The organism is Halorubrum sp. AS12 (assembly GCF_051122765.1).
Classification (GTDB): domain Archaea; phylum Halobacteriota; class Halobacteria; order Halobacteriales; family Haloferacaceae; genus Halorubrum; species Halorubrum trapanicum.
This window is the reverse complement of sequence record NZ_CP185386.1, coordinates 146,537-160,618: the sequence shown is the minus strand read 5'-3', so window position 1 is coordinate 160,618 and position 14,082 is coordinate 146,537. Positions and strand designations below refer to the sequence as shown.

At 57.9% G+C, this 14,082-nt stretch carries 15 protein-coding genes and 3 pseudogenes; 8 read left to right on the top strand and 10 right to left on the bottom strand.

Features of this window, described 5'->3' with window-relative positions:
- Positions 1–69: 69 nt before the first annotated feature.
- From ACODNG_RS15660 to ACODNG_RS15640, 5 genes and pseudogenes are all read right to left on the bottom strand, one after another.
- Positions 70–348 (bottom strand): DUF63 family protein, encoded by a 279-nt coding sequence (locus ACODNG_RS15660; protein WP_434523280.1) that lies wholly within the window; start codon positions 346–348, stop codon positions 70–72.
- A 37-nt stretch (positions 349–385) separates the two neighbouring features.
- Positions 386–808, bottom strand: a pseudogene (locus ACODNG_RS15655) (DUF63 family protein); the annotation flags it as partial.
- A 61-nt stretch (positions 809–869) separates the two neighbouring features.
- The gene (locus ACODNG_RS15650; protein ID WP_434523279.1) at positions 870–1,073 is read right to left on the bottom strand and encodes a hypothetical protein; all 204 of its coding nucleotides are present in this window, start codon (positions 1,071–1,073) and stop codon (positions 870–872) included.
- Positions 1,074–1,311: 238 nt separating this feature from the next.
- A pseudogene (locus ACODNG_RS15645) lies at positions 1,312–3,920 on the bottom strand (heavy metal translocating P-type ATPase).
- A gap of 94 nt (positions 3,921–4,014) precedes the next feature.
- Positions 4,015–4,605, bottom strand: a complete 591-nt coding sequence (locus tag ACODNG_RS15640) for an AsnC family transcriptional regulator (RefSeq protein ID WP_271904109.1) — start codon at positions 4,603–4,605, stop codon at positions 4,015–4,017.
- A 134-nt stretch (positions 4,606–4,739) separates the two neighbouring features.
- Here ACODNG_RS15640 and ACODNG_RS15635 point away from each other — a divergent pair, with 134 nt between their 5' ends.
- The gene (locus tag ACODNG_RS15635) at positions 4,740–4,937 is read left to right on the top strand and encodes a heavy-metal-associated domain-containing protein (RefSeq protein ID WP_080505595.1); all 198 of its coding nucleotides are present in this window, start codon (positions 4,740–4,742) and stop codon (positions 4,935–4,937) included.
- A 60-nt stretch (positions 4,938–4,997) separates the two neighbouring features.
- Here the strand turns inward: ACODNG_RS15635 and ACODNG_RS15630 are convergent, their stop codons facing one another.
- Complete coding sequence (locus tag ACODNG_RS15630; protein ID WP_379771229.1) at positions 4,998–5,507, bottom strand: S16 family serine protease; 510 nt, start codon at positions 5,505–5,507, stop codon at positions 4,998–5,000.
- Between the two features lie 989 nt (positions 5,508–6,496).
- On the bottom strand, positions 6,497–7,165 hold the full coding sequence (locus tag ACODNG_RS15625; protein ID WP_303649191.1) for a cupredoxin domain-containing protein: 669 nt from the start codon (positions 7,163–7,165) through the stop codon (positions 6,497–6,499).
- Between the two features lie 130 nt (positions 7,166–7,295).
- Between ACODNG_RS15625 and ACODNG_RS15620 the strand changes: the two genes are divergently transcribed.
- The 4 genes and pseudogenes from ACODNG_RS15620 (at position 7,296) to acnA (ending at position 11,102) form a co-directional block, all read left to right on the top strand.
- On the top strand, positions 7,296–7,646 hold the full coding sequence (locus ACODNG_RS15620) for an ArsR/SmtB family transcription factor (RefSeq protein WP_379771234.1): 351 nt from the start codon (positions 7,296–7,298) through the stop codon (positions 7,644–7,646).
- Between the two features lie 2 nt (positions 7,647–7,648).
- A complete protein-coding gene (locus ACODNG_RS15615; RefSeq protein WP_379771236.1) occupies positions 7,649–7,948 on the top strand; it encodes a DUF7521 family protein in 300 nt (99 codons plus the stop codon).
- Complete coding sequence (locus ACODNG_RS15610) at positions 7,945–8,220, top strand: DUF7521 family protein (protein ID WP_434523278.1); 276 nt, start codon at positions 7,945–7,947, stop codon at positions 8,218–8,220. The genes ACODNG_RS15615 and ACODNG_RS15610 overlap by 4 nt, the downstream gene beginning before the upstream one ends.
- A gap of 96 nt (positions 8,221–8,316) precedes the next feature.
- Positions 8,317–11,102 (top strand): annotated as a pseudogene (acnA, locus tag ACODNG_RS15605) (aconitate hydratase AcnA).
- Between the two features lie 68 nt (positions 11,103–11,170).
- On the opposite strand, the gene ACODNG_RS15600 reads toward acnA, so the two are convergent.
- A complete protein-coding gene (locus ACODNG_RS15600; protein WP_379771240.1) occupies positions 11,171–11,671 on the bottom strand; it encodes a CBS domain-containing protein in 501 nt (166 codons plus the stop codon).
- A gap of 184 nt (positions 11,672–11,855) precedes the next feature.
- On the opposite strand from ACODNG_RS15600, the gene ACODNG_RS15595 reads away from it, so the two are divergent.
- Complete coding sequence (locus ACODNG_RS15595) at positions 11,856–12,305, top strand: universal stress protein (protein WP_092817280.1); 450 nt, start codon at positions 11,856–11,858, stop codon at positions 12,303–12,305.
- A gap of 11 nt (positions 12,306–12,316) precedes the next feature.
- Here the strand turns inward: ACODNG_RS15595 and ACODNG_RS15590 are convergent, their stop codons facing one another.
- Positions 12,317–12,715, bottom strand: a complete 399-nt coding sequence (locus ACODNG_RS15590) for an SHOCT domain-containing protein (protein ID WP_434523277.1) — start codon at positions 12,713–12,715, stop codon at positions 12,317–12,319.
- Between the two features lie 30 nt (positions 12,716–12,745).
- Positions 12,746–13,306, bottom strand: coding sequence for a DoxX family protein (locus ACODNG_RS15585; RefSeq protein ID WP_379771243.1), 561 nt, complete (start codon positions 13,304–13,306; stop codon positions 12,746–12,748).
- 114 nt (positions 13,307–13,420) lie between these two features.
- On the opposite strand from ACODNG_RS15585, the gene ACODNG_RS15580 reads away from it, so the two are divergent.
- The gene (locus ACODNG_RS15580; protein WP_188980764.1) at positions 13,421–13,771 is read left to right on the top strand and encodes an ArsR/SmtB family transcription factor; all 351 of its coding nucleotides are present in this window, start codon (positions 13,421–13,423) and stop codon (positions 13,769–13,771) included.
- 3 nt (positions 13,772–13,774) lie between these two features.
- The gene (locus ACODNG_RS15575) at positions 13,775–14,050 is read left to right on the top strand and encodes a DUF7521 family protein (protein ID WP_004515576.1); all 276 of its coding nucleotides are present in this window, start codon (positions 13,775–13,777) and stop codon (positions 14,048–14,050) included.
- The last annotated feature ends 32 nt before the right edge of the window (positions 14,051–14,082 follow it).

Genomic DNA, 14,082 nt, shown 5'->3' with positions numbered 1-14,082 from the left:
ACCATCCCAGATACCGTTCGGCCGGTTTCGATTCTTAACAGAAAGCGCGGTACATCGCCGAGGCCGTTGTTAGGCCCCCAGTAGCATCCGAAGTGACCCGCGAACGCCCATCGGGAGCCCGATCGCTCCGATGAAGAACGTCATAAGCCACCACCATGTGTGGTTCATCTCCTCTTTCGCATCAGCGAGATACCACACGATGCCGACAGTCACGACGAGTTTCAGCACGAACGTCGATCCGGCAAATCCAGTCGCCTGGTATACGAGATTCGTGACGACCAGCTTGGGGGAGTAGCCGAGAAACGTCACACCGATGAGGTTCTGTGCGAGCGTCCCACAGCTGGCCAAAGACGGCCAGCAGAATCAGCGGGTGTCGAAGGTGTGTGACATTGACGAAACTCGCTCCCCAGTAGTAGAGCGCGGTCGCCCCGAGAGCAATCCCCGTCGTTGCGACAGGAACCCACAGACGGAGCGGGGTCGACATCGAGAGGCCGTACCAAAGCACCCACCCGACAGCACCGACAGCCCACACCGACCCGATAAGCCCGACCGTTGACGGAATGGAACCGGTATTCCGATCACGCGCAAGTGCGCCGATGCCGAGCGCGAGGACGGTGACAGCGGTAACGACAAAGTAGATTGACGGCGTGATGAACCACACCGCGTAGTCCCCGAGTAGGCCGATGTCCTCGAGGGCGCGCATCGCTCCGCCGGCGATAATGATCGGGGCGAACCCGTAGGCCAGTCGTGCGTCAAACGTGACGTCGAGTTGATCGAGATACACTCGTAGTCCGGGGAGGCTGTACACGACCGCCGCGAGGTAGGTTACGGTGTTCACCGCGTTGTAGCCCCGAACAGCACGAATCCCCTCATGCGATGACTGGCTCACTGGCAGCGTCAGCGACGACTGGTCCCCAGAGGTACTGCCAAATGAACTGGTCGAAGACGAGGCCCGGGAACGCAAGGATTCCCGCACCGATGAGGACGGGCGGAGCAAGTAGGTACAGCGCCCACCACTCGCGTGAGCCTGTTTCCGGAAGGGCGGTTTCGACGCGTCGCGTGACAGTACTCACGACTCGTTCACCTCCAAGCGCCACGTCGTGCTCTTAGAGCGCCCCCACTGTTCGAGTGAGACGAGTGAGAGGTCGTCCTGAAGTTGGCTGAGGTATTGCGCGACAGCCTTCGGAGAGCCGTCAAGATCACCGGCGATCTCGTGAGCCCGGAGGTACGTCGGTTCGCTACTGGCTGTCTCGACGAGGTACCTCCGAACCGTTTGGCGGGAAATATTCGACATTGAGATAGAGGCGACGGTTAGCGAAGGAACCCGAAGAGCTTGTAGTCGTGATCGGGGGTGTACCGCCGGAACAACAGGCTGTTCGTCAGCACCGACACCGACGAGAACGCCATTGCTGCTCGCAGCGAGCACCGGCTGGAGCAGCCCGAGCGACGCGAGGGGAATCATCGCGGTATTGTATCCGAGCGCCCACACGAGGTTCTGCTTGATCTTCTGGAGTGTCGCGTCCGAGATTCGGATCGCCTTCACCACGTCGAGCGGGTCGTCGCGCATCAGCGTAAGGTCTGCAGCCTCGATGGCCACGTCCGTGCCGGAGCCGATGGCTGTCCCCACGTGCGCGACCGCGAGCGCGGGGGCGTCGTTAACGCCGTCTCCGACCATCATCGCCTGACGGCCCTCGTCTTGAATACTGTCGACCGCGTTAGACTTGTCTTCGGGAAGGACCCCTGCTCGGACATTCTCCGGGTCGATACCCACCTGTTTGGCGACCGCACGAGCAGTTCGCTCGTTGTCGCCCGTAATCATCATTACGTCGACGCCCCGCTCTTGGAGGGCTGTAACGGCCTGCTTGGAGCTCTCTTTGATTGTGTCGGCGTCAGCCACTACACCAACCAGTTTGCCCTCGGAAGCGACAAGCATCGCCGTCTTCCCCTCGTTTTCGAGGCGTTCCATCGTCTCCTCGGCGGGTGACGGGTCGATGTCGTTGTCTCGCAGCAACTTGCGGTTGCCGACCAGTACCTCGTTGTCACCAACAACCGCTTTGATCCCGTGACCAGGAACGTTCTCGAAGTCGTCGGGCTCAGTCACGTCCAGCCCGCGTTCTTCAGCCCCGTCGACGATTGCCCGCGCGAGCGGGTGTTCGCTTCCGCTTTCTGCTATCGCCGCCAGCCGCAGCACGTCGTCCTCGGAGAGGCGCTCACGAGTGCTGATCTGTCCACCATCTGGCGTCGGCTCGCCACCGTCAGTCACTCGCATTTCCATCGCTATCGAAGACGACCACATCGGTCAATTCCATTTCACCCTCCGTGAGGGTGCCCGTCTTGTCGAAGACGACCGTGTCGACGTCTTTTGCGCGTTCGAGGATGTCACCGCCCTTGAACAGGACGCCGTTCTGGGCACCAATCGTCGTCCCGACCATCGTGGCTGCGGGCGTCGCCAGCCCCAGCGCACAGGGACAGGCGATGAGGATCGAGGACGCGAAGACAATAATCGCGAACTCGAAGACGGAAACGGTCCCACCGACCGGGGCCGGGCCGCCAGCGACCTGACCCCACAGCGGGAGCCAGTCGACGAAGCCAGCCAGTACCTCCGGGAACAGGAACCAAACAATGCCCCAGAGGAGAGCGTTCGCGATGACCGCAGGCACGAAGTACGCGGAGATACGGTCCGCGAGGTTCTGGATGTCGGGCTGGCGCGACTGCGCCTCCTTGACAGTCTGAACGATCTGTTGAAGAGCCGTATCTTCTCCGACCTTTGTCGCCTCCACGACAAGGACGCCGTTCTCGTTAATCGTCGAGCCGACGACCTCATCGCCCTCTTCCTTCTCTACAGGGACGGATTCACCAGTGACCATCGACTCGTCGACGGCGGACTGACCGTCGACAACGACGCCGTCTGTGGGAACTTTCTCACCCGGACGGATTTTCATCCGGTCACCCGTTGTGACCTCTTCGAGCGGAACTTCTTCTTCACTGCCGTCCTCGCGGATAATGGTCGCCGTTTCGGCTTCCATTTCGAGGAGCTTCCGGAGGGCCTCGCCCGCTTGCCCCTTCGACCGAGCTTCGAGGTAGTTGCCGAGCGTAATGAACACGAGGATGAGCGCTGCCGTGTCGAAGTAGAGCCCACCTGCAATGAGTTCAGACAGGACTGCCACGGAGTAGAGATAGGCGGTTGTTGAACCGATTGCGATTAGCACGTCCATATTGGCGCGGCCGTTTTTCACGATCGCCTTGTACGAGTTCTTATAGAACGGCCAGCCGAGGATCGCCTGCACCGGTGTGGCGAGGAGGAACTCGAGCCACCCGATTTCAACGCCGAAGACGGCATCAGGGACGATCGCGCCACCGAGCAGAAACTTGTCGATGAGGAAGAAGAGCAACGGAGCCGACAACACTGCCCCAAAGAGGGTCAGTCTGAGTTGCTTTTGGGTCTCAGCCTGTCGTGCGGCATCTCGTGCGTCTTGACCCGACTCGTCGTCATCACCATCTTCGCGGACGGGCGAGTAGCCAGCGTCCTCAATAGCATCATACAGTGTATTGAGAGACACCTCTGCCGGATTGTAGGTGACCTGCGCTTCGTCAGTCGCGTAGTTGACTTCGGCGGTGACGACACCCGGTGTATTCTCGAGAGCGGTTTCGTTGGTCTCGGCGCAATTGGCACACGTCATATCGGAGATAGCAATAGAGACCGTCTCCGTGATTGCGCCGTAGCCTGCCTCGTCGATCGCCTCATAGATTTCCTGGAGTGATACCTCATCGGGATCGTAGGTTACGGATCCCTCGTCGGTGGCGAAGTTCGCATCCGCCTTCGATACCCCGTCAAGGGATTCGAGGGTGTCCTGGATCGTTCCCGAACAGTTGGCACAGGACATCCCCGTAATATCGAGATGGGTTGTTCGGCTTGTCATGTTCATCTTACTATACGGGGTCTATGTTTAGGCGGTTTACTGTTTCGAGAAGGTGGTTATCGACACCAAGAAAATTTGGAATCCAAAGACCGTTCTATACACCCTCTTCGAGCCGCTGATAGCGGTCTTCAAACCGTGCGAGACAAGATGGACAACAGAAGTGATAGATCTCGCCATCGATGCGCTTCGTCTCACCTTCATTGTCGACGGTATTGTTACATTCAGTGCAGGTGAGAGCAAATTCGACGCCGTCGATCGAAGGCGTCCATTCAGCTTCGTCGATCAAGGTGACTGAATATCCAGATATCCCAAGCCCATCAAACAGGCTGTCTACCCACTGACGGACGTTCTGTGCCTCAACGCGGGCATAGAACCAGAGATCGCCTTCTGAGGTCGTGAAGACGTGTTCGATGCCGTCCGATTCCCGGACTCGCGTACGGGCCTCTTCGAGCGATCCCGGTTCGATTTCTGTTTGAATGAATACTGGAACACCGGCCCGAAGGTGCGCCCGGTTTACATCAATCGTGAAGTTGTTAATAACATCTGCTTCCTGTAATCGTTGGACTCGATCGGAAACAGCTGGCCCGGACAGATCAACTTCTTCGCCGATGGCGCTGAATGGACGACGGGCGTTTTCGGCCAGTAACGAGAGAATCTCCAGATCTGTTTCGTCTAGGTTGCGCATACAACAGCGTCGCACCGCAGGATACATTATTTTTTCTCAAAATAGACCTTTGAGAGTGCGGTTTTGAACTCGGAATAACTTTGGGTTCCAAGCAGAAAAGCACATAGAATAGGGGGCCCTAATCATGTATGGATATGAGTCAGACCATCTCGGTCGAAGGAATGACCTGTGAACACTGTGAGCAAACTGTAGAGGAAGCACTCAAAGAAGTCGACGGAGTCACATCGGCGACTGCGGATCGGGACTCGGAATCCGCGACAGTCGAAGGAACAGCTGAATCAGATGACCTCGTGACTGTGGTCGAAGACGCCGGGTACGACGCCTCTACGTAAGCTATCACGTAACGATAGAAGGCGAGCGACGCCCCATCGTAGCGTATCTCGCCTTCACTGCTACGAACGTTGAGTTTGTGCCAAGTGGCTAAGTGCGTCTGAGATCGATTCAACGGGTGTCACGCGTAATCCCTCGATAGCTACATCTGAATCGGGATCGCTGGGAACAAGCAATTCGGTCGCTCCGAACGCCCGGGCACTCCGGGCCTTTGCTTTGATTCCGCCAACCGGGAGCAGCTTGCCATCGTCGGCAACGATTCCAGTGATGAGGGTCTCAGACGACAGCGACTGCTGGCGAAGACTGGCAATAAAAGCAACCGTAAGGCCGGCTTCCCAGCTTTTTCCACGGAGTGTAAGAGTGCCCGTCTCAGGTGAGACGAATGATACGTGCGTAGCCGTATCTCCAAGTGAACGACCAGTAAGACGGGTAGCGGTTTGTCTCGCCTCATCCAGTGCACGCTGGAGGTCGTGGCGGATCTCGATACCGTTCAGATTGACAAACAGCTCACCGTTGCCATCAGAAAACTCGAAATTGGTCGCGATAATGAGACCTGAGTTAGCTGCGTCCACTGCCGGAAGATGGAACTGTGTGTCCGGGAGAGAGGCCGCCCCGCCTGCCAGTGTCGCTAGTGACTGGAAATCGGTATCTGACCGCGTGAGAGCGACTGCTCCACCGGCACCGCCTATCGATCCGAGACCCAGTCCAGCAAGAAATTCTCTCCGCGAAAGGAGGTCTCGCTCGATGCGAGAGACGATGTCGTCACTTGAGTCAGACGTGGATGCGGACGTTGTCTCTCGTTCGGTAGGTGGCATACTCTGGGAGTGTTTCGTGGGTAGTGATGGTACTATGTCACTAGGTAACGCTTGTGAATATATAAGAATGGTGTCGGTCAGAAATTCGGCGCAAAAACGAGTATTCCCGTGTTAGATTCCACACGACTATCTTGACGCATCCCCAATTAGTCAGCCGTGTCCACCAGGTACCGCTCTCTCTTCGCACTTGTGGCGATCAGTGCTGTAGTGACAGGTGTCGGTGTCTGGATCGCGTATCAGGTTGAGCTTGTACTCCTACCGGCTACGACCTCTCGCATCGGAATGCTTCTTGTCGGTTTTATCGAGGAAGCGTTCGTCCGACTGCTTCCGTTGATCGTAGTCTTCTACTTCTGGAGTTACTGGCGAAGCCAGCTACTCTCGAAAACGGAGGGGATCTGGCGACCGCCGCATCCGGGATCACTGTTGGGGGGCTGGAACTAATCTTCAAACTCGAATACTTGTCCCGGCTTGAAGCCACCGCCAGATTCGATGCGATGGTTGTCCCGATACTACTCGTGCCATCTTCCATTCGCATTGGTAGCCGGTCGGTTTGTGTATGCCCTCGGTGAGCGTATTCACGGATCCGACACGATTGGCCTGCCATCACTGCCTCGAAGAACTCTTCTTTTCCTTCTGGGAGGGTATCTCACCCTCGCAATAGCACACGCTATGTATAACCTACTGGTATGACTGCTTAAACCGCGTCCGGCAGCGATAGAAAAGATGCCGGGAGCGTTCGTCAGCAGTTAGTGGTCATCGCCAAGTGCACTCGAAACCATTCCGTTCAGTTCGGTGAGCTTCTCTCGGACAGTATCTGGTTTCTCCTCGGGTGGCTCTTCAAGCGCGATCTGTTCATGTGGATCTGGGTCGCCGACGATGACGCTCCCGAGCATACCGACCGTCTCGTGGGGCGTACAGTAGTAGTGGTAGACGCCCTCGGTCTCGAAAGTGTGCTCGAACGTCGCTCCTTCCTCCGAGCGGAGACCACTATCCCATGCTGCAGCACCATCGGGAACGAGCTGGGGTTGGTCGTTGTCTGGATGGTAGGCCGTCGCGGAGTGACTGCCGCTCTCGTTAGTCCACGTTACCGTCCCACCGACATTGACGCGGACGACGTGCGGTTCGAAGTGATATCCTCCGTCTTCGGTGACCATCGCCACCTCAGCTGTATCGCTCGGTTCCCCGACGGCTTCATCGTGACCTCCCTCGTCGTCATGCCCCGATTCTCCTTCGCTACTGTTCTCTCCTTCGTCATGCCCCGACTCGCCTCCGTCTTCGGTAGATGTCGCAGTGCTTTCGGCCCCACTATCACTGCCGTCTGATTCCGATCCCGTACATCCTGCGAGTCCAATGACAGCTGTACCACCAGTCAACTGGAGCACTCGCCGCCGGGTGAGTCCTGAATTGGTTGTCATAGGGTAGGTCACCTCACAGGTGAGAATACGAGGGGGGGAAAATAGACGGGTGAGCTGTTTTGCGTGCGACGCAAAACTGGTCGTTACTTACGTTTCGGTAGGGCATTAATTTGTATTGCGAGGAACAGCTGTGTCCACGGATCATCGCGCTGACGAGTTATTAGACCTCCTCGGGGAGGAGCGGGTTCGTCAGATTCTGGCCGCGACGAGCCGGGACCCCCTCTCAGCGAAGGAGCTGAGTGAGGAATGCGACGTTGCCCTCTCAACGATTTACCGCCGGGTCGAAGATATGGTCGCTAATGACCTGCTCGTCGAACAAACACAGATTGAGACTGATGGGAGCCATCATAGCGTGTACGAAGCAAACGTTGACCACATCGATGTCGATATCGAAGATGGAACGATCGACATCAAGATGGACGTTCGTGAGGACGCCGCGCAGCGGTTCTCGCGTATTTGGACCGACATCCGAGACACCTAACCATGCACACCGCACTCGTCATTGCAAAGCTCATCGCAGTCGGACTAGGGCTGTCGATAACGTATCAAGCGTATCGTGGATACAGAGTCTACGGTAGCGAACCAATGCTGTACGTCGCTATCGGATTCCTATTCATCAGCGTCGGGTCCGTAATCGAAGGCATTCTTTTCGACGTCGTTGGGTTGTCCATCTTCGTTGCTGGGACCATTCAGACTACACTTGTCGCGGTAGGTATGCTCATTATCCTTTATTCGCTACACGGACAAATGTCCCAGCCGACACAGGGGGGCGAGGAATCGTGACTACTGGATGGGAAGTCACGCTAATTGGAGTCCGTGTCTTTCTCCTCTTCTTGGGTATTGCGACGACAGCGATCAGCTTTCGCGCGTATCGTCAGGAACGGACTCGATACCTACGTGACGCAACGATCGGCTTCGGGTTCATGACGCTCGGTGTCCTCATAGAAGGTTTTCTCTACCAGCTCACAGCATTAACGCTCACGCAGGTACATGTTGCCGAATCCGCTGCGTTGGCGTGTGGGTTTGCCGTCCTCCTCTGGTCTTTCATTCGGTGAGTTCCGAAATGCCGTCACAGTATTCAGGATCCCGATTCCCATTGGAATGGATTCGAAGGGAGATTAATATCGCTCCCGAGCACACATTTAGATACTATGACTGACACACTCCCGTTCGATGCCGTCCGCGAACTTGACGTCGACGGGACGACGTACAAGATGGCTGACCTTCGAGCACTCGAAGAACATGGACTCTGTGAACTCGACACGCTTCCGGTGAGTATCCGTATCCTCCTCGAATCGGTGCTCCGAAACGTCGACGGCAAAACTATCACCGCGTCAGATGTCAGGAATGCTGCTGGCTGGAAGCCAGACGTACCGGACGCAGAGGTTCCGTTCTCTCCATCACGAGTCGTCCTACAGGATCTCACCGGTGTACCCGCAGTCGTCGACCTGGCGGCCCTTCGATCCGAGGTCGACCGCAAAGACCGAGATCCCACCCTGGTCGAACCGGAGATTCCTATTGATCTCGTGATCGACCACAGCGTCCAAGTCGACTACTTCGACTCCGAGGACGCCTACGAGAAGAACGTCGAACTGGAGTACGAGCGAAACGCCGAACGGTATCGCGCGATCAAGTGGGCGCAGAACGCCTTCGAGAACTTCAACGTCGTCCCGCCGGGGACCGGTATCGTCCACCAGGTGAATCTCGAACATCTGGGTCGGGTCGTCCACGCCCGCGAGCAAGACGGCGAGAACTGGCTCCTGCCGGACACGCTCGTCGGCACGGACAGCCACACCCCGATGATCGGTGGCATCGGTGTGGTCGGTTGGGGCGTCGGCGGCATCGAAGCGGAAGCGGCGATGCTCGGTCAACCGGTCACGATGAAACTCCCCGAGGTCGTCGGCGTCCGTCTCGAAGGCGAATTACCCGAGGGCGCGACGGCTACGGATCTCGTGCTCCACATCACCGAACGACTCCGCGAGGTCGGCGTCGTCGACCGGTTCGTGGAATTCTTCGGTCCTGGTGTGGAGAACCTCACAGTCCCCGACCGGGCCACGATCGCCAATATGGCGCCCGAACAGGGTTCGACGATCAGTATGTTCCCGGTCGACGACCAGACGCTCGAGTATCTCGAACTCACCGGGCGTGATCCCGACCACATCGATCTCGTCCGCGAGTACCTCGAAGCGCAAGGGCTGTTCGGAGAACAGGAACCAGAATATACTGAGGTCGTCGAATTCGACCTCTCGACTGTCGAACCGAGTCTGGCCGGACACAAGCGGCCACAGGACCGGATTCCGATGGGGGACGTGAAACAGAGCTTCCGAAAACTTCTCCACGGAGAGTTCGAAGACGACCTCGGTGACGTCGACGAGGACGCCCTACAGCGGTGGCTCGGTGAGGGTGGCGCAGCTGGTGCGGAGACCGACGGTGGCGTTCAGGTCGAACCTGAAGCCGAACTGGCATCCGTTAACCAAACACGTTGAGGTCGACCTCGACGGTGAGACGGTCGAAATCGGACACGGAGACGTCCTCGTCAGCGCCATCACGAGCTGTACGAACACGTCGAACCCGTCGGTGATGATCGCTGCTGGACTGCTCGCCCAGAACGCCGTCGAGAAAGGCCTAGACGTCCCGCCGTACGTCAAGACGAGTCTCGCACCGGGTAGCCGTGTCGTCACGCAGTATCTCGAAGAATCGGGGCTGCTTCCGTATCTCGAAGAGCTCGGGTACGCCGTCGTCGGCTACGGCTGTACCACCTGTATCGGTAACGCTGGGCCGCTTCCCGATCCCATCGAGCAGGCAATCGACGACCACGACCTCTGGACGACGAGCGTTCTCTCCGGGAACCGGAACTTCGAGGCGCGTATCCACCCGAAGATCCGCGCGAACTACCTCGCGAGCCCGCCGCTCGTCGTCGCCTACGGGCTCGCAGGGCGGATGGACATCGATCTCGAACACGAGCCGCTGGGCACTGACGATGAGGGTAACCCAGTCTATCTGGCGGACATCTGGCCGGACGCAGCGGACGTGCCAGGCCGCAATCCACGAGAACGTCTCTCCGGAGATGTTCGAGGAGAAGTACGCCTCCGTGTTCGAGGGCGATGAGCGATGGGCTGCTCTCGACGCGCCCACGGGTGACGTCTACGAGTGGGATGAGGACTCGACATACATCCGTGAACCGCCGTTCTTCAAGGACTTCCCGGTAGAGAAACCCGGCGTCGCCGATATCGAGGACGCACGCTGTCTACTGACGCTCGGCGATACCGTTACGACCGACCACATCAGTCCAGCCGGCCCGTTCGGTCCCGACCTCCCCGCAGGTCAGTGGCTGCTCGATCACGGTGTCGAGCCACACGAGTTCAACACCTACGGCGCACGTCGGGGCAACCACGAGGTGATGATGCGGGGAACGTTCGCCAATGTCCGCATCGAGAACGAGATGCTCGACGATGTCGAGGGTGGCTATACGATCCACCACCCAACCGACGAGCAGACGACCGTGTTCGAAGCCAGCCAGCGCTACCGCGAGGAGGGAGTCCCGCTCGTCGTGATGGCGGGCGAAGAGTTCGGTACCGGCTCCAGCCGGGACTGGGCGGCGAAAGGAACGGACCTACTCGGTGTTCGCGCAACCATCGCCGAGAGTTACGAGCGCATCTACCGCGACAACCTCGTCGGCATGGGTGTGCTCCCCCTGCAGTTCGATGATGGCGACTCGTGGGAATCTCTCGGTCTGGATGGGTCGGAGATCTTCACGATCCACGGCCTCGATGACGGGCTCGACGTGATGGACGAACTGGCCGTTATCGCCGAGCGTGCGGACGGGTCGACTGTCGAGTTCCCGGTCACAGCACAGGTCGGCACGCCGGCCGCCGTGACCTATATCGAACACGGCGGCATCCTCCACTACGTCCTTAGACGGCTCCTCACGCAATAATCTCTCTCAACTGACTCTATTTCTGGAAGCACAAGCAACACGAATAACTTTGAGTCCAAATTAGCGTTTCAATCGTGCGTAGACTCTGTTCGGATGATGCCCGCTACGTTATCCATCTGAGCTGAAACGTGTGCGCTCTCACCAGCAACATGCGTAATTAAATCGTCCAGAGTGATCATCCCGATAACGCTCCCGTCTTCAACAACCGGGACGTGTCGAGCACCCGCTTCGTTCATTTGTCTCAGGACTTTTGGAATCTCAGCATCTGCTGGCACAGTAAGTGGGTCACGCGTCATCACGTCAGCAGCTCGTACGTCGTCTCCACTCGTCTCGGCTGTGAGCACACTTAACTCGCTTTCCTCGGTGAGCAGGTTAGCAATCAGGTCTCGATCGGTGATGATACCAGAGATCTGATCGGATTCTTCGACGACCACGTACCTGGCACACCGCGATTGGGAGATCATCGTGTGAGCGATCTCGGCAACCGTGGCGTCAGGCGTGACACGGGCGACCGACTCATCAGAAATACGACCAATGTCCATCCGGAGGTCAGTTGGTCTGGTACCCATGCTAATCAGTACGACTCATAACAGGAAATAGCTTAGCATCAGCTGGTCGTCATAGAAATCCTCCACTCTTCAACCCTGAGAGACGACAATCTCCAAACTTTGTGAAGTTACAAAAAGTGTTACCAGCTACGCCACTATCCAAGAGCGCTGGCTTTTATAATCTAGTCTCAATAAGTAAAGATAAATGTACGATACGGTTTTGCTCTCGACTGACGGGACAGTCGCTTCTGAGGAAGCTGAATCCCATGCTATCGCGCTAGCAGAGGCCCATAATGCCGATCTCCATGTTCTGTATGTAGTCGATGAGGACGTCGTAACAGCATACAGCGGTGACGAGTACGTTGATGAAGCCGAAGGCCCAGAACATGGCCTCGAAGAACTTGGAACGGAAACAATCGCAGACATCCAATATAAAGCGAAGGAGGTCGGTGTCAATGTTGTCAAAGCAATTGAGCACGGCCGACCGGCTGAGACGATTGTACGGTATGCTGATGCCGAAGATATGGATCTACTTGTACTTGGAACGAAACACCGGCCGGAAGAATACCGGGCCTTGCTCGGAAGCGTGACCGACCGCGTCCTTCGATTGACGACCCGCCCAGCGACCGTCGTGAAGACGGAAGTCGACGAATAGGGGAAGAACAGTCAGTAACGGCCGCCGTCAGGCGTGAGTCGGGCGCGCCGGCGTTCGAACTCCTCGTCGTCGATTTCGCCGCGAGCGTACCGTTCCTGGAGGACAGCGAGTGCGCTATCCTCGGTGGGGCCGTCCGATGGCGACCGCGTTGTCAGCCAGTAGACGATGTAGACGGGAAGGGCGATCAGAAGTGCCATCCACAGCAAACCGATCAACATCATCCCCCAGCTCCATATTCCCCACCCGGCCATGTGACCATCATTCCACATCCCGTCATGCCAGTCCCACATCACTGTATCTGGAACAGCAGCGTGCGTCAGAGTCATTCCAATGATGACGGCTAGCGTCAGTGCTCCGATGACGATGAGTCCCAGAGAACGAATCCCGCGTGCTTGAATTGGATTTTCCATTATTGTACTCCTGAAGAGAGTTCGGCGTGGTTAGCCGAGGATGTATTCGAGGGCAGGGTAGCGCTCAACGAGCGCTTCGCCGCCGATCTCGTACTGTTCGATGTACTGGTCGAGGCCCAGGATGCGGCCCGCAGCGAACGCGGCGACCGCGAGGAACACGAGCATGTACGCGAAGTCCCCGTTGATGAACCCGTGGCCCATGTCCCAGTTGCCGAAGTAGAACATGAGCATCATGAGCGCGCCGAAGAACGCCGCGAGGCGGACGAACGCGCCGACGAGCAGGCCGAGGCCGATGAACAGCTCGCCCCACGGGACGGCCACGTTCGCGAACTCGACGAACCACGGCGTACTCCCCATCCACGCGAACATCCCCGCGAGCGGGTTGCCGTTCGTCGCCGCGACGTTCGTGAGGTAACCGCCCGCGGCGAACTCGCCGGTGATCTTCGTGAACCCGGAGTACGCGAACGCGTAGCCCATCATGAGACGGAGCGCGAGCACGAACCACGCACTGAGACTGTGAACTTTCCCGCCGACGGTCAGACCGCCGACTCTGCTCTCGAGCTGATTCATGCCGGAGTCGAGTGTGGACATAGTTATTGCACCTTCAACTATCAGTACGGAGGCAGAGACGATATAACGGCGAGCCGGCGTTCTGAGTCAGAAAATCGGCGGGCTATATTACGCTCCTGTCGCGAGTAGAGACGTGTGACCGAGGAGTCCGACCCGTCGGAAATCTTCGCTACACTCGACGACGAGTACGCTCGCGACATCCTCGTGGCGACGAAGACCGACCGACTGTCTGCGAAGGAACTCAGCGAGGAATGTGACATGTCACGCCCGACCGTCTCGCGCCGTGTCACCCGCCTCGTCGAGCAGGGCCTCCTCGAAGAGTATACGCACGTCGACCCCGGAGGACGGCACTACAGCGAGTACGAGGCTCGTCTCGAACGTATTGAAGTCCTCCTCCAGGCAGAGGGCTTCGATGTCCAGATCGATGTCCGGGCGGACCCCGCCGACCGGATTACGACCATCTTCGAGGAGATGCGGGGAGACTGACTTATGGAACACACGCTATTCGTCATCGGCAAACTGTTCACGACCGCGTTAGCACTGGTCATCGCATATCAGGCCTATCGCGGGTACCAACGACATCACACGCAGTTACTCCTGTACGTCGCCGCCGGCTTCGCATTGGTCGGGCTTGGCGGCCTCCTTGAAGGCGTCCTCTTCGAACTCCTCCAGGTGTCGATCTTCGAAGCAGGATTCGTCGCAGCACTCGTCACCGCAGCCGGGATGCTGTCTATCCTCTACGCCCTGTATGCCCCGAATCCATAAGGATTCAGGACGCCCATTCGACAAGCGGCCTC